This is a genomic window from Gardnerella sp. c17Ua_118, assembly GCF_055804255.1.
This window is the reverse complement of the sequence record NZ_JANUYT010000001.1, coordinates 204,869-225,284: the sequence shown is the minus strand read 5'-3', so window position 1 is coordinate 225,284 and position 20,416 is coordinate 204,869. Positions and strand designations below refer to the sequence as shown.

Sequence of the window (20,416 nt, the reverse complement as noted above, 5' to 3'; positions counted from 1 at the left end):
CAAATTTAAGATTCAGTGCAATTTAACTAGTCGATGGTGCGCAATGCAAAATGTGTGCTTGCGCACCATTGCACAAAATCATTTAAGAACTTAAAATCTTAAACTCTTCGAATTATTCTCACACGGGAGTGACGATGACTACAAAAGAAAACGACAACGTGGTTGTTAACAATAACAAAAGTAGCTCAAAAACTATAATTGCCATTGTATTGGTAACATCTTTGTTCTTCGTATGGGGTTTGACCATGAATTTGGTCAATGCTCTTAATTCCCCATTTGGACATTACTTAAATCTAAACAACACAGAAGCAGCGCTGCTTCAGGTTGCATACTTTGGTGCATACTTTGTAATGGCTATTCCTGCAGGTTTAATCGCAAAGCGCTTTGGGTACAAGGGCGGCGTAATTAGCGGTCTTGCACTCTTTGCAATCGGCGCATTTGCTGTAATTCCTGCAACCGCTACAGCAAGCTATGTTATGTTCCTTATAGCAATGTTTATTATTGCTCTTGGTGCTGCAACTTTGGAAACAAACTGCAACCCATACATTACAAAGCTTGGCGACGAAAAGGGCGAATCCTTTAGAATCAACATGGCACAAAGCTTTAACGGCGTTGGCAGCATTGTTGGCCCGCTTATTCTTGGCAATATTATTGGTAAAACCGTTAAGCAAGGCGAACCAGGATTTGAATTTGCTAAGTCGAAGTTCCTTAGCGATACTCGCATGATTTACATTGTTATTGGCATTGTTCTTATTGCGGTTATTGCAATCTTCTTCTGCTTTAAGCTTCCTACACCTCCAGGAGATGTTGAGGCAGATCAAGAAAATAAGGGCGATTCTTCATTCTTGCATCTTGTTAAGAAGCCATACTTTACACTTGGCGTTATTGCAGAATTTGTATTTGTAGGCCTTCAGGTTGTTGGAATGGCAATGTTCTCATCGTTTGCTCTTAAGCATTGGGGTGCTGGAGTAACAACTGGTATTGCGGCGTCTATGCTTGCAATCGTTTCCTTAATGTTCACCCTTGGTCGCTTTATTACAACGCCTCTTATGACAAAGTTTGATAGCGATAAGATTCTTGGAATCTACATGGTTCTGAGCGCATTGCTAATGTTTGTTGCATTCCTTGGACTCGGCAAGATTTCTGTAGTGGCCTACATTATCTCCTACCTGTTTGTGTCTATTGGATTCCCAACCGTGTTCTCACTTACCTTAAAGGGAATTCATGGCTCTGCTGCAAAGACTGGCTCTTCCGCTTTGATTATGAGCGTTGTTGGCGCAGCTATAATCCCACTATTCCTTGGATTTGTACAAGATTTTGCTGGCATTGAGGTTGCAGTGCTGCTCACCGTTCCAGGATTCTTGTATGTTGCTTGGTACGCATTGTGGGGCTCCAAGATTGGTCTTGTAGAAGCTAAATAATTCGCGAATAACTACAAAGTCTTTATTTGAAAGTCTTTAGAAAGACTTTAGAAAGGAAAATTTATTATGTCTCAACTTCGTATTTTAGATTCCCATTTTCATATTTGGGATCCAACAAAGCAAGTCTTGCCTTGGCTAGATGGCTTAGACAAGCTAAACCACACTTTTACTCTCGAGCAGCTAGAAAAAGAGTATGCAGATTTGGGAGTTGACTTCCTTGGCGGCGTATACGTCGAGGTTGATGCTGCAGACCACGAGCTAGAAGATAGGCTTATTGGAGAAAATCCTAATCCTAAGATTCTTGCTAAAATGCTTAGAGTTACATTGGATCCATTTATGCGCGTGCCAATTCACGCAACTGGTATTCGCGAGCCTCTTCACATTCCAAGCGAGCCACGCGGACGCTGCCTAGAGCCTTCGTTTATTGGTGGCCTTAAGGCAATGGCAAAGAAGGGCATGCCTTTTGAGCTTTGCAATCGTGGCGAAGAGCTTTCAGATATGGCTAAAGCTTTTGAGCAAGTTCCAGAAGTTACTGTTGTTCTAAACCATTTGGGCAATGTTCCAGGATTAGACGAGGATTCATGCGCTGCTTTGCGTGCGTTTGCAAAGCTTCCACACAGCTATATTAAGATTTCTGGAGATAATCCAGTAAATCCAGATATTGTTAAGTTTGTAAAAGACACATTTAGCCCTGATCGCCTACTCTTTAGCTCTAATTGGCCAGTTGTTAAGTTGAATTCTTCACTTAAGCAGCATCTTGACTTAATGGTGGAGCTTTTCGGCGACGACGAAGATTTCTTTATGAATAACGCAAAGAAGGCGTATGGTATTAAACTGTAATTAATTAAATTATTTGAATAGTCGATTTTAATAGTCGATTTTAGTAATCATTGCTTATGGGGTGTAAGATTTTGCCAGTTAAAGTCTTATGCCCCATAATTAAATACACAAAATAATTAAATAAAAGGACGAATTTTATGACTACTTCTAATAGCGCAAAGCTCGACTTGCATGCTTTTAAGGGCGTTTTTTGCCCATCAATAACTGTAAGCAAAGATGACGGAAGCATTGACTACGACTTATGGGCAAAGCACTTAGACCATCTGATTGATGCTGGGATTAATGGCATATTGATTTTTGGCAGCATTGGCGAGTTCTACGCATATCCGCTTAGCGTAAAAAAGGAAGCTGCTAAGTTTGCTATTGAACACGTTAATCACAGAGTTCCAGTTCTTATAGGCGTTGGAAACACAAATCTTAACGAAGTACTTGACTTTACTAAGTTTGCGCAAAGTTGCGGAGCAGACGCTGTTGTAGCTGTATCTCCATACTACTTTGGACCAACTGCACAAACCGCAGAACGCTACTTTGGCGCAATTGCGAGCGCAACTAGCTTGCCTGTTATTCTATACAACTTCCCTGCTCGAACTGGCAGCGATTTAACACCAAGCTTAGTTGCAAGTCTTGCTGAAAAATACCCGAATATTGTTGGTATTAAAGACACGGTAGATACTATAAGCCATACTCGCGCAATGATTGAAGCAACTAGACGCGTAAACCCAGATTTTGTTGTTTTCTCTGGTTTTGACGAGTACTACACTCCTAACAGGATTGCTGGAGGAAATGGCGTGATTTGTGGTCTTACTAATGTAGAGCCAGAGACTTTTGCATCTTTGCATAAAGCGTATGAGGCTGGCGACTTTGCGCATCTTATTGAATGCGCTAAAAGAATCAGCCATTTGATGTCAGTTTACAACACTACTGACTTGTTTATTTCTGCGATTAAAGCTGCTGTAAATCTTAAGGGATTGCCGATTAGCACGCTTGTTCGCGAGCCTGCAAGTCAAGTTAATAGCGAGCAAATCGAAGCAATTCGCGCGCTGCTTAAGTAATAGTCTGCTTACGCAATAAATCAAGAATAAAAAGAATAAACCCGCACAACGTTAAGAAGTGCGGGTTTGTTTTGTGTTGACTTACGTTGATTTATGCTACGTAAGTTGCATCGCGAATGCTACTTTGTGTAGCGCTCAAAATCTTCTGCAGTATTCACTTGAACGCGCTGCTTAATAATGGACAAAATCCACTCTTTAGCTTGCTGGGCTGGAACACCGTTCAATTGGCTACCATCGCGGAAGCGGAAGCTCACAGCATTGTTGTTCACATCCTCTTCGCCAGCAATCAAAGTGAAAGGCACCTTAGACTTAGAAGCGTTACGAATCTTCTTGCCAAAGCGATCGTCGGAGCTATCCATTTCGCAACGAACCATATTCTCTTCCAAATCGCTAATAAACTTTTGCAAATGCGGAGCGAACTCGTCTGCAACAGGAACGCCAGTAACTTGAACTGGAGCCAACCATGCTGGGAACGCGCCTGCATAATGCTCAAGCAAAATAGCGAAGAAACGCTCAATAGAGCCAAAGAGTGCGCGGTGAATCATTACAGGGCGCTGGTGACTACCATCAGCTGCAATGTACTCCAACTTAAAGCGCTCAGGCAAGTTGAAGTCGAGCTGAATAGTAGAAACCTGCCAAGTGCGGCCGATTGCATCGCGAGCTTGCACAGAAATCTTAGGTCCGTAGAATGCAGCTCCACCTGGATCGTCCACGAGTTCCAAACCAGACTCTTTAGCAACTTCTGCCAAAGTGCTTGTCGCTTCTTCCCAAATCTCGTCGGAACCAACAAACTTGTGCTCATCCTTAGTGGAAAGCTCCAAGTAGAAGTCGTTCAAACCGAAGTCTTTAAGAAGACCAAGCACAAAGTTAAGCAAGCTCTTTAGCTCATCGCGCATCTGCTCGCGAGTGCAGTAAATATGCGAATCATCCTGAGTCAATCCGCGAACGCGAGTTAAGCCATGAACAACACCAGACTTTTCGTAGCGATACACGGTACCAAACTCAAACAATCGCAAAGGAAGCTCGCGGTACGAACGCTGGCGAGACTTAAAGATCAAGTTATGCATTGGGCAATTCATTGGCTTCAAGTAGTAGTCAGCACCCTGGCGAGTTACGTTACCATTTTCGTCGCGCTCTTCGTCAAGCTTCATTGGAGGATACATGCCATCCTTGTACCACTGCAAGTGGCCAGAAGTCTCGTACAATCCGCCCTTAGTAATGTGCGGAGTTTGCACAAAGCTGTAATGATGCTTTCTGTGCTGCTCACGGGAATAATCTTCCATTGCGTTAATAATCGCAGCACCCTTTGGATGGAACACTGCCAAGCCTGGACCAATCTCGTCTGGGAATGAGAATAAATCCATCTCTTGACCAAGCTTACGATGATCGCGCTTAGCAGCCTCTTCCATGCGACTTGTGTAAGCCTTAAGCTCTTCCTTGCTAGGCCATGCAGTTCCGTAAATGCGCTGAAGCATAGGATTATGCTCCGAACCGCGCCAGTAAGCTGCAGCTACACGCTCAAGCTTAAAAGCCTTAATATAACGCGTATTTGGCAAATGAGGTCCGCGGCACAAATCGCTCCAGACCTTGTTTCCTTCGCGATCCAAATTGTCGTACATGCTAAGCTCATGCTTGCTGATTTCGCCAGCAGCCGCAGGATCAAGAGCCGCTTCCTTATCTCCAATCAACTCCAACTTATAAGGTTGATTTGCTTCTTCTTCGCGCGCTTCATCTTCTGTTACAACGCGGCGGCGGAAGCTTTGAGACTCTTTAATAATGCGCTGCATATGCTTTTCGATTTGCTTCAAATCGTCTGGCGTAAATGGAGTATCAACATCGAAATCATAGTAGAAGCCGTCTTTAATTACAGGACCTACGCCCAACTTTGCGTCTGGTCGAATTTCTTGAACAGCTTGAGCCATCACGTGAGTAGCGGAATGACGCATGATTGCGATGCCATCTTCACTATCAAGTGCTACTGATTCCACGGTATCGCCGTTATGAAGAGGCGTGTACAAATCACGCAACTCGCCATTTAAACGCACGGCAATAATATTCTTATCTTCCGCGAAAAGTTCAACGCCAGTGAAGCTTGCATCCACCTCCTTGCGTTCCTCGTTTACAGTGATGGAGATGGTATTTTCAGCCATAATTGTCCTTTTCTATCGGGGTCTTGCGTTACTAATGTGCAGACCTGGACTTGTGTGGCGTCGATAAACTTACGCGATTAAAACATAATAAAACGCGCAAAAAACGACGTCAATCGCACGCATTTTTCACGCGCAATTCTCTGTTACTCTAGAACAACAGAGCGACTTTTTAAATACGATTTTTTGCAAAAACCAGAATAAATCTCATGTATTTTCAAAAAGATGCTTTCACTAAGCTTTACAACTAAAAAGAAGCATCCAGCGCAAATCGATATAGTTCCACCAGCAGAAAGTCTTAAAATCACAGCTAAGGCAAGTCCTAAAAGCGCTATAAAAATAGAAGACAATACGCACGCAAACACAAATTTGTTAATCGAACGCATTCTGCTCTTTAGTGCTGCTGCAGGAGCTGCGATTAAAGATACCGAAACAACAGTTCCAACAGCTGGAATAATTACCGAAACTGTAATGATTATTAGCGCAAGAACAATTCCTTGCATTAATCCGCTTCTGCCGCCTAAAGCTTTGTAATTAGTGGAATCAAAAGAGCAATGAATCAAATTAGCACTATTAAAACTCCACAATCCTAGTGCAAGAGCAAATGCAATAATCGCAAAAATCACGTCTGCAGGAGTGCAATTAAGCAAAGATCCTGTTAAAAAACCCTCAATTCGCAATGGAAGCGGAGCAAACCACTTGTTCAAAAAGTAGCCGCTAGCAAAACCAACAGTAAGAGTTATTCCAGCAGAAGCTTGAGAAGATATACCCTTTAGTTTAGAAAGAACATGCATCATAAAAGACAAAACAATACAAGCCAAAGCAGCGCCGATAAAAAGACCAATAGACAAAACGTTCTGGTCAATCGTATAAACAGATGTGACTACAACTCCGATTACAGCTCCTGGAAAAGCAGCGTGAGTTATAGACTCGGTGAAGAAAATACGCTGATTAAGCAAAGCCAAAGATCCAACAAAACCGCATAATGCTCCAACAGCGATTGCCTCTACAATAGGAAGAGCGATAATTTGCCAAATACTTACCATTATTACTTTCCACCAGCCTCTATTGCGCTAGACTTTTTCTTTTTAGAAAACTTTTTAGAAAACACTAGTGCGCATGTAACTCTGTATAAGAATCTTAAAATCAAAACGACTACGAACATTGCGCAAATACTTAGTGCCACTGCAGCTTGCGGAGAAACTGGATGATCAAGCTCCAAGTTCATAGCGTACATGCCTAATAAAACGCCAAAAATACCAACAGCAACTCCAACAGCCACCATGCGCCCAACAGTGCGCGCAACCAATCTTGCGCTAGCTCCAGGAATAACAAGGTATCCAATAACAAGAAGTACACCAACAGCCGAAGATGCAGAGACTACAACAGACGCAATTGCAACGTTTAGCACAATATCTACAAGTAAAGTATTAACACCCATTAAAGGAGCACTAGCGCGGTCAAACGCAACAACAATCTGCTTCTTCCAAGTTAGCGCAAGCAATGCGATTGCAAATAAACAAATAAGCATGGCTTGAGTCATTCTATCGTCTGTAACATCTAGCAAGCGTCCAAACATAAGTGCTTCAAGCTGGCCAGACATATCTCCCTTTTTAAGAGATATTACGATTCCAAGCGCAAAAAATGTTGTTAAAACTGTTGCAATTATTGACTCGTTGATTTTTTGAGACCTAGATGCCCACACAAGAGCTGCGACCAGAAAAATTGCGCAAATCGAAGCTCCTGGAATGATTTGCCCAATTCCTCCATACAATGCTCCGACTACGATTCCAGGAAAAATCCCGTGAACCAAAGCCTCCGCATTAAACTCGGCGCATCTTAAGTTAACAAACACACCAACTATTCCGCTAGCAACCGCAAGAACAATAAGAAGGCAGAAAGGCCTAAAAATGTAGGGAGCGGATGCAATAAAGTCAAATCCTGGTATAGGCTCGAGGATTTTGCGCAAAGACTCAACCAATTCAGCTAGCATTGGATTCGTCTCCTAATGCAGAATCTAACGAAGCATTTAACGAATCATTTAGCGAATCATCTTTGTTTGCTAATTGATTCAAAGTAAGACCCGCACTTGCAGCTGGCATACTTCCACCATAAGCCAAAGATATGTTTTCTTTAGTCATGACTTTTCTAAGAGGCCCAAAAGCCACTTGACGACCAGCCAAAAGCAAGGCTTTTTCGCAAATCGCGTCCGCGATTACCAAGTCGTGAGTAGACACAATAAACGAAATCCCCTCTTCTTTAGCGGACTTCATAATATTGAGCAACTCTTTTCGATTCGGCTCGTCCAATCCGTTAAAAGGCTCGTCTAAAAGAATCAACGTAGGTCGCGCAACAATAGCGCGTGCAAGCAATATTCGCTGACGCTGACCTCCAGAAAGATCACCAAATCTAACATCTGCTCTGTCTAGCAAACCAACATGATTAAGAGCGCTCTCAACAGCTTCTTTCTGACTTTTTTTAAGCAAACCAAAAAATCCAGTTTGCCTACTTAAGCCCATTGCTACAACTTGACGAGCGGTGATTGGAAAAGTCAAATCCAAATCAACTTGTTGAGGAACATAGCCTATTGAAACCGTTTTCGGCATTGTTAAGCTTCCATTACTCACTCGCACAATACCAATAATCGCCTGCAAAAACGTTGTTTTTCCAGAACCGTTAGGCCCAATCAAAGCTAAAGCCTCTCCAGCTTCTACACTTCCGTTAAGACCAGTAACAACAGTTTTATAACCGTACGCTAAGTCGCAATCTTTCATTGCGAGAACGCTCTTATTCACTATAAATTAACCTTCTTGTAACTACTTTTGTAGTGATTTATGATTTTCCGCCACTTCTGTAGCTACATATTAACTACTTTTTTAGCGCATCTTTTACAGATTCTGGGAGGTCTGGAATTTTGCCATCCCAAGCCTTAACAAGAGTCTGAACGTTGTGAACAATAGAACCAATATATGTCTCGCCAGCCGAGCCAACAGGACCAAGAGAATCGCCGTAAAGCGCATCATCTCCAATAATCGCCTTTACGCCTGCAGCAGCAGCAACGGCCTTAATCGACTTGGAATTGTTGGAATTTTCAGCAAAGATTGCTACAGCACCAGACTTTTTAACAGCTTCTGCAGCCTCCTTAATGTGGTCTGCTGTTGCATCTTGCTGGCTGTTAAAATCGGAAAGCGCTGCGCCAATAAACTTAACGTTGTAATCGCGCGAGAAGTATCCAAATGCGTCGTGCGAAGTAAATAGAACGCGATGCTCCTGCGGCACACTGTTCAAAGCACTAGTTGCCCAAGAGTCTAAATCGGTAAGCGACTTAACGAACTTTTCAACATGCTCGTCGAAGATTGACTTGCTTTCTGGAAGAGCTTTGCCAAGGAAGTTACCAATATTCTTGACTTGAATCATAGTGTTCTTTGTGCTGGTCCAAATATGCGGATCGTACTGGAATTCTGGCTCCTTCTCGCCTTCTTCTGGTGGGAATGGCCACTTTTCGGCGTGAACCTTTTCAATACCGCGGTCAATCCTGTAAGGAAGATTCTTTTCTTTAGCAGCTTGCGCCTTTGAATCCTTTATTTCGTCGGCAGTAAGAATGCCCGAAGTTACACCCATTGTGCCCTTAAATCCAGTTGCTTTTACAGCCTGATCTAAGAAGTGCTCAAGATCTACTCCAGAAACAAGCATTAAATCTGCTTTAGAAAGCGCTTTGGATTGCGCTGGCGTCATCTCGTGCTCGTGTGCAGATGCGTTTGGAGCAAGCAAGCAAGTGAGGTTGATTGTTGACTTTGCTTTGTTTGCTGGCGCGCCAATCACAGACTTTTTGCCTTGAGAATCGGTTTTATTAAGGCTTAATCCAGATTTTGCATCTGCAGTGGATGCGATTTGAGTTACGTAATCGCAGATTTGCGTGGTTGTTGCAACTACGTTTACTTGATTGCCGTTAGTCTTTTGATCTGCTGTCTTAGCTGTTGATCCACATGCGCACAAGCCAACAGTTAGCAAAGCGGCGGTGGCTGCGGTGGCAAAAATTCGTGCAGTTTTCACTATTTTCCTTTCCGGAATATATGAATTTACATTATTGAAATTCACATTATTGCGATTTTTCTTGTTTTTTCCTTAAGCACTTTAACTTGTGCTATCTTTTTTAATCTTGTAATTAGGAAAGATTATCGTTAGCAATAACGCTTTAAGCATAGAGAAAATAAAAAGCTTGGTCAATAAAATCACAAAAATTATCGTAATTTTTTACAAAACAGCGTGTCGCAATTTTTTTGTTTGATATAATGCGATTTTTCTTGTGATTTTCTTGCGATTTGCCAATAAATGATGTATAGGAACGCAAAATTGTCACTAATATCAAGCAATAATCGCACATAATCAATAATCGCACACAATCAACAATCGCATATATTCACTAGAATCGTAAATATGACTCCACTTCTAAACACAGCCAGTATAGATGTAAAAGATGCTAGCAAATGCTTAAAAAAGCCAAATGAATCGAGCAATAAGTACTCTAGAGGCGTTCTTGGATTAGTAACAGGATCAAACGCATACCCAGGAGCGGCCGTTTTAAGCACAAAATCAGCAGCATACAGCAATATTGGCATGGTTCGCTACGCGGGTCCATTTAGAGCGCAAAATCTTGTTTTACAAGCAGTTCCAGAAGCCGTTGTTTCAGATTGCTTGCAAGGAAAAGTCAATGCTATAACTGTTGGATCTGGAATCCCAGATTATGAGCATTGCAATGATGATTCAACAAAATCGCAACGAGACTATATTTTAGACTTGCTTAAACCATATAGCGCGCATAGTGCAGAAAATCAAGAAAACACAAACCTACCACCCGTATGCGTAGACGCTGGAGCGCTTGATTTATTGCCTAAAAAAGTTTGTGAAAAAGTTGTTTTAACTCCTCATGCTTTAGAATTAAGCAAGCTATTAAAACGTTATAACCTTGATTTTAGCGCGGAAAATATTGCAAAAAATCCTGTAGAATTCGCTCAAAAAGCGGCAAATCTTACTGGAGCAACTGTTCTTCTTAAAGGATCTACAACTGTTGTTGCATCTGCAGAAAGTTTGAACTTGCCAATATTTACTTGCACATATGGCCCATCTTGGCTTGCGACCGCTGGATCTGGAGATGTTCTTGCGGGTATTTTAGGCGCATTATTAGCGCAGAATAATTGCGAACTAAATCAAAATGCAAACTACGCATTAATCGCAGCTAGCGTGGCTGTGATTCATGGATTGGCCGCAAAGTTGGCCGCAAAGTCGTATGCAAAGTTAGACGCAAAGTCGTATGCAAAAAGTGTTTACAATCGCGAAAATTGCGAAAATCACGAAAATTACGAAAATATTGAGCATCCAATAGTCGCAAGTAATATTATTGATGCATTGCCTTACGTTCTTGGATCTTTAATTAATCTTGATTAAAAAAAGAAAAGCGAAAGAAGAAAAATGACAAACATAAATGCAAATGCAAATACAAATGCAAAATCTGTTGAAATTCACGACGTAATGTTCGATTATTGCAAAGTTTTGCTTGAGTGGAATTGCAGGAATTGCTTGCAAAAACAGTTCCCAGATTTAGTAGACACGATTTGCCCTAATGGCACTTTTGGAAAAGATGATTTGGCTGGATTCTATGAGTTTGAAGACCGCATGGACGGCGGCGAACTATTAAAAGACCTTTTGCCAGAATACGAGAGGCGATTTGGCAAGGATCTTAGCAACGCTTTTCAATGGTATTGCGCACACTACGATCAAGTTCTTACACGCATGATGCCTGGAATGGTTGATTTATTGCACGATTTGCGCAAAGCTGGCTACGGCGTTTGGGGATTGACTAACTGGTCTAAAGAAACTTTCCCACTAGCATTGCGTAAATTCCCAGAATTGAACACACTTTTACAGGGTACGGTTATTTCTGGCGTTGAAAAATTGCATAAGCCACAGCCCGAGATTTTTGAGCTTGCTATGAGCAGATTTGGGTTAAAACCGCAAACAACTGTTTTCTTCGACGATAAGCCAGTAAATATCGATGGCGCGCATAACGTTGGAATGCATGGGTTTGTTTTTACTACAGCGCAAAAAGCTAGAGAGGATTTGGCATCGCTGGGCGTTAGATTATAGGCACTAAGCCAAAATCGCAAGTTTGTACGCGTTAAATATATGCATTAATCGCAAGATTATAGGCGTTAGATTATAGTTGTTATAGTTGTAATAGTTGGAAATAGTCAAGTATAAAAAATAGTCAAGTATAAATCCCAAAAATCGGAAGGCCCTTAATAATGACGCTGCTGCAATTAAAGTACATTGTGAAAATCGTAGAGTGCGGATCTATGAACGAAGCTTCGCACGAACTTTATGTTTCACAACCAGCGTTAAGCTCTTCCGTAAAAGAGCTAGAGCGAGAGCTTGGAATTGAGATTTTTACGAGGTCTTCTCAAGGAATTGCCTTAACGGTTGACGGAGCCGAGTTTTTAACGTACGCGCGCCAAGTTTTAGACCAGGCAGATTTGCTAGAAGAGCGATACAACAGCACTAAGCCTAGAAAACAGCTTTGCAGCGTTGCAACTCAGCACTACATGTTTGCTGTTGAGGCTTTTGTAGACATGATTCGCAGCATTGATTCTAACGAGTACGAGTTTTCACTAAGGGAAACGCGCACAAAGAACATTATTAATCAAGTGACTTCAATGCGCGCAGACCTTGGTTTGCTTTATCTTTCCGACTACAACAAAGACGTTATTGGAAAAATGCTTCGAGAAAAGCATCTTGAGTTTCATCCTCTTTTCCGCGCTAATTTGCACGTTTTTATTTCTAGGAATAATCCGCTCGCAAATCGCAAGAAACTTACTTTGGAGGATTTGCGGCCATATCCGTTTATTCAGTATGAGCAGGGAGAAGACGGGAGTTTCTTCTTTACAGAGGAGGCAGTTTGGCCTCAACATCCGCCTAAAAAGATTAATGTTACAGACCGCGCAACCATTTTGAACTTTATTATTGGTCTTAATGGTTTTACGATTTGCACTGGAATCGACAATGGCGACTTGAATAACGAGAAAATCGTGACCATTCCGCTGGACTGCGAAGAAACCATGCTTGTTGGGTGGATTAAGAATGAGCGCACGAATCTTTCTCCTGCAGCACTTGCGTATCTTTCCCAACTCGAATCTGTGCTAATTAAACACGGGTATCAGGTAATAAATAGAGCCAAGTAGACAGCTACGCGTAGCACTGTGCGATAAAACTGTGCGTAGAACTTTGTTAGCATAGCTACAGATTTTGCAATTAGCCCTTATTTTGGGTCATTAACACGAATGTGAGAATGATTGCATGTGCCCCCTGTGGGATTCGAACTATTGAGGGATTTACCATCTAGCACTAGAAAGATGTAAAAAAACCATATGATAGAATCGAATTGAGAGCTGGGGCTCCCCCTTACCCTTGACCCTTCACGGGGTGGGTTTGGGGAAATGACCAGCTCTTTTGTAATAGTTAATTTTCCCGTTTTCTATTATGCAAACGCAATTTAGTTTCGTATCTTCTCTAGATAAACGTTTTTGAAGAATAGTATTTATTGAAGCCCCTGTTACATTGGATATTCTAAAAAATAACGCTATAATGAATGTAACGCGAGGGCCTCGCAGCTGCCGTTTACGTCAGATTGTTAGTCGAGGGGTTCCTCGCAATTTTCATTCTAAGCATATTTTCTAGGGTTATAGGTTCTAGGGTTATAGACCAAAATTTATTTTTTATTCGTCTAATGGATCAACTTTACGCGGCAACCCTAAATCGTCTGCTATATCGTCATGTATATCGCCGCACTCATAAGGCTCTAGCAGGTTATATGCTTCGATTAACAACTCTTTAGGCGCACTCTTGTGCAGCCACGCGTCTACTAAATAAATATCAATTGCAACTGACGGTTCTCCTGCGTCAATAGCATCATTAGCAAATTCTTTGGAAAATTCACTCATATATGGCTCAGCATAGGGACGAAGTTTTTCAGCCATGTCATAACAAAGTTTCATCATATCCATTAGCTTTTCACCCCTCTCTTATCTTCCACAACTGAGAACAAGGTATTAACGCGCATACTTTTAATTGCTTACCACCTTTTGCAAGGTAGCTAAAATCTGATAGTTGTTAATTTAATATAAAATTTATTCTTTATTCATCTGGTGAATGAACTTTACGCGGTACACCTAAATCGTCTGCTATATCGTCATAATCATCGCCGCATTCATAAGGATCTAGCAGGTTATAGGCTTCTATTAGCAACTCTTTAGGTGCGCTCTTGTGCATCCATGCTTCTACTAAATAATAATCAATTGCAATAGACGGTTCGCCCGCTCGAATAGCACTATTGGCTGCTTCTTTAGAGAGCTTATCCATGTTAGGTTCTGCATATGGACGGAGTTTCTCAACCATGTCATAACAAATTTTCATCATATCCATTAGCTTTTCACTCCTCTCTTATTTTCCACAACTGAGAACAAGGTATTAACGCGCCACCCTTTTTTCTTTTCTCGCTCAATCGTTGCAAAAAACTGAAAAACGTGGGGTGCTCCTCAGACTGATGTTCCAGTCTTGAAAGCTGGTTGCCGAGGTCCCCACGCTGGTTATACTGTATCACAATATTTATATAGTATCACCCCCGCGTATGCGGGAAAGACTCGATTCGCGTCACTTCTACGCGCGATGTATTAGGATCACCCCCGCGTATGCGAGAAAGACTGGAAATACTTGTTGCGATTGCAAGTCTACTGGGGATCACCCCCGCGTATGCGGGAAAGACACAAATGGCTTGGAAAATATGAAAATTGACGTGGGATCCCCCCCGCGTATGCGAGAAAGACTCCTTATTGTCTTTTTATTCTGGCTGGTTATCGGGATCACCCCCGCGTATGCGGGAAAGACTGTGTGCTGCGCTCGCGTATGGCGCGCGATTTGGGATCACCCCCGCGTATGCGGGAAAGACCCAATAAGGACAAAACACGGAAAGTATGATACGGGATCACCCCCGCGTATGCGGGAAAGACATTGTCGGTCATAATCCAAAACCACCATTCATAGGATCACCCCCGCGTATGCGGGAAAGACCGTGCTGTTGATTCGTTTCTACGGTGTCATTGAGGATCACCCCCGCGTATGCGGGAAAGACTCCGCCGCCAGCTCTTCCTCGTCGCCTTCTTCAGGATCACCCCCGCGTATGCGGGAAAGACTGCAAAAGTTCATCGGCAAGCTTTCGCGCCTTGGGATCACCCCCGCGTATGCGGGAAAGACTTGCAACACCTAATGACTTTAGACGCGAGTTCGGGATCACCCCCGCGTATGCGGGAAAGACTGTGTGTAAAAAGCCACGCGGCTGTGAATTTAAGGATCACCCCCGCGTATGCGGGAAAGACCTGGTTTATCACGTAGAATTGGAACGTACCATAGGATCACCCCCGCGTATGCGGGAAAGACTTATTGCGTTAGAAGCTCTCCCCCTTTTTTATAGGATCACCCCCGCGTATGCGGGAAAGACAGCGACTACGCTAGTAATGCAAATGATTACCAGGGATCACCCCCGCGTATGCGGGAAAGACTTAAAGTAGACTTTACACCAACTCCAGCGGTTGGGATCACCCCCGCGTATGCGGGAAAGACATTTTCGGTCATAATCCAAAACCTCCATTAAGGGGATCACCCCCGCGTATGCGGGAAAGACGACGGTATCTGTGTATGGGGTGAACCTCTATGGGGATCACCCCCGCGTATGCGGGAAAGACAGTAGGGCAAATACCACAATCAAAAGTGATAGAGGATCACCCCCGCGTATGCGGGAAAGACTTTGTTTTCTTCTTCAATTGCCTTATCTAAACGGGATCACCCCCGCGTATGCGGGAAAGACATGCTCGGTCATAATCCGAAACCTCCATTTATAGGATCACCCCCGCGTATGCGGGAAAGACAGTGCTGCATACAATCAAAGAATGTACCAGATGGGATCACCCCCGCGTATGCGGGAAAGACTTGGTGATGAGCTGCAAACGGAATGGCAAAATAGGATCACCCCCGCGTATGCGGGAAAGACACTTAAAATCCCAATAAAAATGGCCATTTCCATAACAGAAACAGTCAAATTTCATTTACTTTTCAAATTCAACCTATCACAGAACATGGTACAACAGTATTTTATTTTTATGAAATAAATTTTAACAATCCTTTCAAATTAAAAACAAGATGCGCTGTTAGTCTAGCGTCCAGAAGAGCTCTATGCGGAACGGATTCAGAAATGTTGTATTCGTGCAGCACCGTCTTTAGCTGGTAATTTTTTAAAAATTTCTTTTCTTTCTTTACAAAACGAGAGATATCAAAAATTTTATTAATTAAAAGAGAATCGTCAAATCTTTCACCTAATGAAGATAAAGCAGAATTCAAAAATGACATATCAAACTGTATATTGTATCCAAGTATCGGTAATTTTCCGATAAAATCAATGAATTCTCTTAATGCTAAATCTAATCCTACACCATAAGACTCAAGCATATTAGTTGTAATACCAGTTAGCTCAATAATTTTATTAGGAATAAAATTATTTTTATTAAAATTACTAACGCTATCGCAATTAATCTTTATTAGTTTTTGGAATTCTTCAATTTTCCCATCAATGAACTTAACGGCTCCAATTTCAATGATTTTATCAACTTTGCTATTTAAACCCGTAGTTTCGCAATCTATTACAACAAAATTCTTACTTATTTTACCAATAAAATCTTTCCAGTAATCTGTACAAGTTATTTCTTCATTATTCGTAGTAAAGTTTGCAGTTCGAGAAATATTATCGTAACTTAGATTACTAATATTCTCATTTGTAAGATTATCTTCAATTTTATTAGAAGTAGTATTAATACTTTTACGCCTAGCATTTGAAAATTTCCTTGCGTTATGAAAATGTGCTGCATCGCTAAATCCATGTTTAATAGCGTTTTCTAATGTATCAACTGTTGGAATACGTACCAGAGGTAATCCATCCGAATAAACCACTTCACGATGCGAATGGATAGTCTTAAAATCGTAGCCAATTTCATTTCTGGAAGAAAAACTCATTGTTGCAACACCATTTCCAACACTGTTTTCTATACGCTTCCATAATTCTTCACGGATTCTACTGTTAAAATTGCCGACATAAACGCCTGTAGCTATTTCTTGCATCCACTTGGTTAAATCACCTCTTAAAGATAGTGGGCAGTTAGTCATCGTAATCACAGTTAACGGCATATCAATTCACCTCACTGTAATTTACGCCAGAAGCTACTAGAATTTCCTTATCGTCCCAAAGATGTATTACATCAACAGTAATTTGATCGTCAATCGGTATTTCAAGAAGATTTTGTATGTCATTAACAATACGAGACATTATGTTGCAATTTGCGAAGCAATCACGCATTTTCAAACGCATTAACCGTTCAATATCATCGTCGAATTCACACTGAGAAGCAATTTCAAAAGATGCAGGAATAGTTAATTCAGCTTTATATAAGTCTGCAATATCGTATACTAGAGAAAGATCATGGCCAGTATGCACGAAACCTAATCCAGGCGCTAAACCTAAAGCAGATATTATGCTATGCACTAAACCGTATAGGCATACGTTACCTACAGACAATGCTTGATTAACAACAGTACCACTTTCAAAATCATCGACTTTATAATCGCGGCCATTCCATTGAACATTGTATTTATTAGACATCTCCCTATATATGCTTCTTACACGAGCTCCTTCTCGACCTCTTAATTGTTGCATAGTATATGACGATATATTTTCATTAGGGAAACGCATTTGATACATTTTTCTCGCAACACTCAATCTAGACCTATTATTCGTAACAAGTTTTGCCTGTTTTTCCAACAATCTTGAGCTTCTTGACAATGCTCTACCATGAGCATAATTGCGAACCCCATGCTCACCAACCCAAACTATGCTTGCGCCAACATCTCCAAGTAATTCCATTGCCCTATGAGTAATCTCCGTGCCAGGACCTAAAAGTAAAACGCCAATCATTGCAGCAGGAACTCTTATAGTTCCATTTGCATCAAAGACTGTAACAGCACTATCAAGACGATTAATTTTCGCATGCTCTACGTATATAAAACTCACTCTGTCGCTTATACGTGGAAGCTCTGATATTTCAGCTTTTTGAGCACCGAATTTCTTTTTCATACTGTTACAGCCTTTAATAAAATAGCGTCATTTATTTAATTACCTAAAGGAATTACTGTCATCATTCCAAAGCCATACGCTTTCTTTTTGCCAATTCCTTCTAGCAGTGTTTTACGCATAGTGTCTGCATCGTTAATTGTTAAAATACCTTGATAAACAGCTTTACTTAATCGAATAGGTTTTTCTGACTTTGTAAATAAGCTATATCCACGTTCAACAATAGCGAATTCATTTTCGTTCAACGAAAAACCTAATTTTTGTGCGCGATTAAACAAAAAATTCATCTGCTGATCATAAGTAACATGTGGTACTACTCTACCTCTAGTAGTGCGAGTTTCAGCATTATCAGAAATAGAAACAACAGGGTTAAGCGTCACACGAAATTGCATTCTCATGCCATTCATTAGTGAGTCTAAAAACTTATCATAAGTTTTACTTGACGCTGTTCCTGCAACACCATACATCTCTAGACGTTGCAAATCTGGTTTAGAATCACTTACGATAAGCAAGTAATGTTTTCCATGCAAAACATCAACTCTCCATAGCTTTCTGATTCTTTCATGATTCTCCCATTCGTAGGGAAAACTTTGCTCAACCCAGTTATGAAAGGCACCAACAGATTTAAGATCTCTCAATGATGAGGGCTTTTTATAATCAATTTCAACTCTGCTTAAATAAGACATTTAAGACTCCAATCCAGAAAAAGCATCATGCTCAGCAATAAAATCTCCAGTAGATTTCACATGCTTACTATCTGATGAAATACCTTCCGAATCCGAATTATTGTGGAGAATTCTCTTAATAGGTATTCCCATTTTTGACTCGTAACGAAATCCGAATTTTCTTTCCTTGTTAGAGAAAGAATTAACGAAATCCTTGCGTAATCTACGAACTGATTCCTGAATTTTATAAGTACTAGTATCGTCTTTGACTAATTCTGCTGCAGCTTTATCTACTAAATCAGAATCAGCGTATAAGGATATAAATACTTCATTGCACGATTCAATAGAAGACTCTGATGCTTCAGATAGTCTAGAAGTATTAAATCTTTTTTTAGACCACTTGTTTGCAAGCCACTCATACGTTAATAATGCTTGAATTACTCCGCAATCTTCTACGCCTAGAATAAAATCAGCTGTAGGAGGCAATGATCTTCTGCCTAAACTAGATTGAAAATACGGCGAGCGCAACGCATCGTTAATACTGTAAATAAGTTGCTCATTATCGGATCCTATTGCAACTAGGAATATGGCATCTTCTAGATAGTAACGATTTGTAACGTAATTTTTTTCAAAGTCACCGTTAGGCTTATATTTTGCAGCAATATGATAATCTCTAAGCAAATTTCCTTGCTGATCTATTCGTACTGCAAAATCTAAATCATTAAGCTTTGCAATCTCTTCATCACAATCTGTGCTTCTTCTATATCCAAAAGCTGCAGCAATCATACCTACTACCGCACTTTTAGATGGATAGTAGTCTGTGTGACGAGTCTCAAAATGCGAATCCGTACCCCATGATTGCAACGGTCCAGAAAACTTCAGTAATAAACTTTTCATAAGCTTCCTAACTATTAAACACTAAATATCAACTAATAAGTGTTATTTATTAAGGAATTTACTGAAGAAATTCGGAGACTTTAGAAGAAAAATCATCCAATAATTGCTGCATACTTTGCTCTTCCACTCCTAATTTAAGATTCTCATTTGAAGAATCCATTGTTACATAGAATGATGCAAGTGGCTTATTGACGAATTTTTGAACTTTTTCGTATTCTTGAGATAGTTTCTCAATAGATTTTGAAACATATCCGTCTTTTGCTTTTACTGGATCTTCAAATGCGCTCACTAAATTCACTGGTCTGTCATCTCTTAAAGTTACCACCAGCATTTGCGGCAAAGTTTGATTCGCAAAAGTATTTGCTTTTCCAGTAGGCATAGCGTTAGCGAAAGCTTCAATAAAAAGTCTAAGAGCATTAATTGTAGATTCTTTGTTATCGCTCAACTGATGGCTAAACTCATGTACTGCCACATTTGCATAACGATAAAGCGTTGAAGAATTAAATTCTATTGTTCCAAGCATTCCAGCTCCAGCATTATCCTCAGTAGATAAATCATCAACAGCAGTATAGTAATCAAATTCAGCACGAACAGCGTGAGTGGAAATTGCGTGAGCAACTTGAGAAGAAGCATCCTCATTAAGCGATGGATCGTCTGCAAGCATGCGACCAAATAAAGCAATATCAATAGGTGGATTATCTTTCAAGATTTCTTGCAGTTGCTTCTTGTCAGTAACATTATTGATTGCTGCTTGCGCTAGAGAATTTGCTTGAGTCTCTCCTAAGAAGAATAAAGCTTTTGCTGTAGGAACTATTTCATCATTATCTTTTTTAGTTTTAACGCCAGCATTATTTAACGTTTTATTTGCTAAATCTAATGCTTCTTGCTCAGATAATTCTGGTTTTAATGCAACAATTTTATCTGCAACGTACTTAACAATGTTTTTGCTTCGTATTCCAACATTAGAATCTCCGCTGTGTTCTTTGAAATATTCGCGCATTGAGTGCTTCCAGCATTGAGAGCTTACTCTAGCTCTAGTTACACCGCCATATTGAGCAGTTTTTGGACTACCTGCATCATCGCGATTAATATTGCATGGTGGAACAGCTTGGATTGCTTGAATATCTAAGAATAAATGAGCGTCCATTGTTTTGCCTTTCTAAATTTTAGT

At 40.8% G+C, this 20,416-nt stretch carries 18 protein-coding genes and 1 CRISPR repeat array; of the genes, 6 read left to right on the top strand and 12 right to left on the bottom strand.

Annotated elements, in window-relative coordinates; genetic code table 11:
* Positions 1-134: 134 nt before the first annotated feature.
* From NYP69_RS01005 to NYP69_RS00995, 3 genes are all read left to right on the top strand, one after another.
* Complete coding sequence (locus NYP69_RS01005; protein WP_016635377.1) at positions 135-1,421, top strand: MFS transporter; 1,287 nt, start codon at positions 135-137, stop codon at positions 1,419-1,421.
* A gap of 66 nt (positions 1,422-1,487) precedes the next feature.
* A complete protein-coding gene (locus NYP69_RS01000; protein ID WP_116689498.1) occupies positions 1,488-2,261 on the top strand; it encodes an amidohydrolase family protein in 774 nt (257 codons plus the stop codon).
* 137 nt (positions 2,262-2,398) lie between these two features.
* Positions 2,399-3,313 (top strand): dihydrodipicolinate synthase family protein, encoded by a 915-nt coding sequence (locus NYP69_RS00995; RefSeq protein WP_473412847.1) that lies wholly within the window; start codon positions 2,399-2,401, stop codon positions 3,311-3,313.
* A 119-nt stretch (positions 3,314-3,432) separates the two neighbouring features.
* Here the strand turns inward: NYP69_RS00995 and thrS are convergent, their stop codons facing one another.
* From thrS to NYP69_RS00970, 5 genes are all read right to left on the bottom strand, one after another.
* Positions 3,433-5,463 (bottom strand): threonine--tRNA ligase, encoded by a 2,031-nt coding sequence (gene thrS, locus NYP69_RS00990; RefSeq protein WP_473412846.1) that lies wholly within the window; start codon positions 5,461-5,463, stop codon positions 3,433-3,435.
* A gap of 143 nt (positions 5,464-5,606) precedes the next feature.
* Positions 5,607-6,506, bottom strand: coding sequence for a metal ABC transporter permease (locus tag NYP69_RS00985; RefSeq protein ID WP_422112669.1), 900 nt, complete (start codon positions 6,504-6,506; stop codon positions 5,607-5,609).
* Between the two features lie 2 nt (positions 6,507-6,508).
* Positions 6,509-7,453 (bottom strand): metal ABC transporter permease, encoded by a 945-nt coding sequence (locus tag NYP69_RS00980; RefSeq protein ID WP_422112670.1) that lies wholly within the window; start codon positions 7,451-7,453, stop codon positions 6,509-6,511.
* Entirely contained in the window at positions 7,443-8,234 is a 792-nt protein-coding gene (locus NYP69_RS00975; RefSeq protein ID WP_473413072.1) for a metal ABC transporter ATP-binding protein, read from the bottom strand. The genes NYP69_RS00980 and NYP69_RS00975 overlap by 11 nt, the downstream gene beginning before the upstream one ends.
* Positions 8,235-8,328: 94 nt before the next feature.
* Positions 8,329-9,513 (bottom strand): metal ABC transporter solute-binding protein, Zn/Mn family, encoded by a 1,185-nt coding sequence (locus tag NYP69_RS00970; RefSeq protein WP_473412845.1) that lies wholly within the window; start codon positions 9,511-9,513, stop codon positions 8,329-8,331.
* 384 nt (positions 9,514-9,897) lie between these two features.
* Between NYP69_RS00970 and NYP69_RS00965 the strand changes: the two genes are divergently transcribed.
* From NYP69_RS00965 to NYP69_RS00955, 3 genes are all read left to right on the top strand, one after another.
* Positions 9,898-10,905 carry an ADP-dependent NAD(P)H-hydrate dehydratase gene (locus NYP69_RS00965; RefSeq protein WP_473412844.1) on the top strand — a complete coding sequence of 336 codons (1,008 nt, stop codon included), beginning with the start codon at positions 9,898-9,900 and terminating at the stop codon, positions 10,903-10,905.
* Positions 10,906-10,929: 24 nt separating this feature from the next.
* Positions 10,930-11,604: an HAD family hydrolase gene (locus tag NYP69_RS00960; protein ID WP_473412843.1), complete on the top strand. Its 675-nt coding sequence runs from the start codon at positions 10,930-10,932 to the stop codon at positions 11,602-11,604.
* Between the two features lie 158 nt (positions 11,605-11,762).
* Positions 11,763-12,695 carry a LysR family transcriptional regulator gene (locus NYP69_RS00955; protein WP_016635366.1) on the top strand — a complete coding sequence of 311 codons (933 nt, stop codon included), beginning with the start codon at positions 11,763-11,765 and terminating at the stop codon, positions 12,693-12,695.
* A 534-nt stretch (positions 12,696-13,229) separates the two neighbouring features.
* Here NYP69_RS00955 and NYP69_RS00950 read toward each other — a convergent pair.
* The 7 genes from NYP69_RS00950 to cas7e form a co-directional block, all read right to left on the bottom strand.
* A complete protein-coding gene (locus NYP69_RS00950) occupies positions 13,230-13,517 on the bottom strand; it encodes a hypothetical protein (protein WP_346284387.1) in 288 nt (95 codons plus the stop codon).
* Between the two features lie 130 nt (positions 13,518-13,647).
* Complete coding sequence (locus tag NYP69_RS00945; protein ID WP_346284388.1) at positions 13,648-13,935, bottom strand: hypothetical protein; 288 nt, start codon at positions 13,933-13,935, stop codon at positions 13,648-13,650.
* Positions 13,936-14,125: 190 nt separating this feature from the next.
* Positions 14,126-15,556: direct repeats of the CRISPR family, unit length 28 nt; unit sequence GGATCACCCCCGCGTATGCGGGAAAGAC.
* 107 nt (positions 15,557-15,663) lie between these two features.
* Entirely contained in the window at positions 15,664-16,743 is a 1,080-nt protein-coding gene (cas2e, locus tag NYP69_RS00940) for a type I-E CRISPR-associated endoribonuclease Cas2e (RefSeq protein WP_004132157.1), read from the bottom strand.
* 1 nt (position 16,744) lies between these two features.
* Complete coding sequence (cas1e, locus tag NYP69_RS00935) at positions 16,745-17,686, bottom strand: type I-E CRISPR-associated endonuclease Cas1e (protein WP_415697639.1); 942 nt, start codon at positions 17,684-17,686, stop codon at positions 16,745-16,747.
* Between the two features lie 35 nt (positions 17,687-17,721).
* The gene (cas6e, locus tag NYP69_RS00930) at positions 17,722-18,369 is read right to left on the bottom strand and encodes a type I-E CRISPR-associated protein Cas6/Cse3/CasE (RefSeq protein ID WP_004574564.1); all 648 of its coding nucleotides are present in this window, start codon (positions 18,367-18,369) and stop codon (positions 17,722-17,724) included.
* The gene (cas5e, locus tag NYP69_RS00925; protein WP_018637825.1) at positions 18,370-19,245 is read right to left on the bottom strand and encodes a type I-E CRISPR-associated protein Cas5/CasD; all 876 of its coding nucleotides are present in this window, start codon (positions 19,243-19,245) and stop codon (positions 18,370-18,372) included.
* A gap of 58 nt (positions 19,246-19,303) precedes the next feature.
* The gene (cas7e, locus tag NYP69_RS00920) at positions 19,304-20,392 is read right to left on the bottom strand and encodes a type I-E CRISPR-associated protein Cas7/Cse4/CasC (protein ID WP_115761639.1); all 1,089 of its coding nucleotides are present in this window, start codon (positions 20,390-20,392) and stop codon (positions 19,304-19,306) included.
* Between the last annotated feature and the right edge of the window lie 24 nt (positions 20,393-20,416).

Coding starts and splice junctions, on each gene's coding strand:
- NYP69_RS01005 (WP_016635377.1), top strand. CDS start 135: ATGACTACAAAAGAAAACGACAACGTGGTTGTTAACAATAACAAAAGT.
- NYP69_RS01000 (WP_116689498.1), top strand. CDS start 1,488: ATGTCTCAACTTCGTATTTTAGATTCCCATTTTCATATTTGGGATCCA.
- NYP69_RS00995 (WP_473412847.1), top strand. CDS start 2,399: ATGACTACTTCTAATAGCGCAAAGCTCGACTTGCATGCTTTTAAGGGC.
- thrS (WP_473412846.1), bottom strand. CDS start 5,463: ATGGCTGAAAATACCATCTCCATCACTGTAAACGAGGAACGCAAGGAG.
- NYP69_RS00985 (WP_422112669.1), bottom strand. CDS start 6,506: ATGGTAAGTATTTGGCAAATTATCGCTCTTCCTATTGTAGAGGCAATC.
- NYP69_RS00980 (WP_422112670.1), bottom strand. CDS start 7,453: ATGCTAGCTGAATTGGTTGAGTCTTTGCGCAAAATCCTCGAGCCTATA.
- NYP69_RS00975 (WP_473413072.1), bottom strand. CDS start 8,234: ATGAAAGATTGCGACTTAGCGTACGGTTATAAAACTGTTGTTACTGGT.
- NYP69_RS00965 (WP_473412844.1), top strand. CDS start 9,898: ATGACTCCACTTCTAAACACAGCCAGTATAGATGTAAAAGATGCTAGC.
- NYP69_RS00960 (WP_473412843.1), top strand. CDS start 10,930: ATGACAAACATAAATGCAAATGCAAATACAAATGCAAAATCTGTTGAA.
- NYP69_RS00955 (WP_016635366.1), top strand. CDS start 11,763: ATGACGCTGCTGCAATTAAAGTACATTGTGAAAATCGTAGAGTGCGGA.
- NYP69_RS00950 (WP_346284387.1), bottom strand. CDS start 13,517: ATGGATATGATGAAACTTTGTTATGACATGGCTGAAAAACTTCGTCCC.
- NYP69_RS00945 (WP_346284388.1), bottom strand. CDS start 13,935: ATGGATATGATGAAAATTTGTTATGACATGGTTGAGAAACTCCGTCCA.
- cas2e (WP_004132157.1), bottom strand. CDS start 16,743: ATGCCGTTAACTGTGATTACGATGACTAACTGCCCACTATCTTTAAGA.
- cas1e (WP_415697639.1), bottom strand. CDS start 17,686: ATGAAAAAGAAATTCGGTGCTCAAAAAGCTGAAATATCAGAGCTTCCA.
- cas6e (WP_004574564.1), bottom strand. CDS start 18,369: ATGTCTTATTTAAGCAGAGTTGAAATTGATTATAAAAAGCCCTCATCA.
- cas5e (WP_018637825.1), bottom strand. CDS start 19,245: ATGAAAAGTTTATTACTGAAGTTTTCTGGACCGTTGCAATCATGGGGT.
- cas7e (WP_115761639.1), bottom strand. CDS start 20,392: ATGGACGCTCATTTATTCTTAGATATTCAAGCAATCCAAGCTGTTCCA.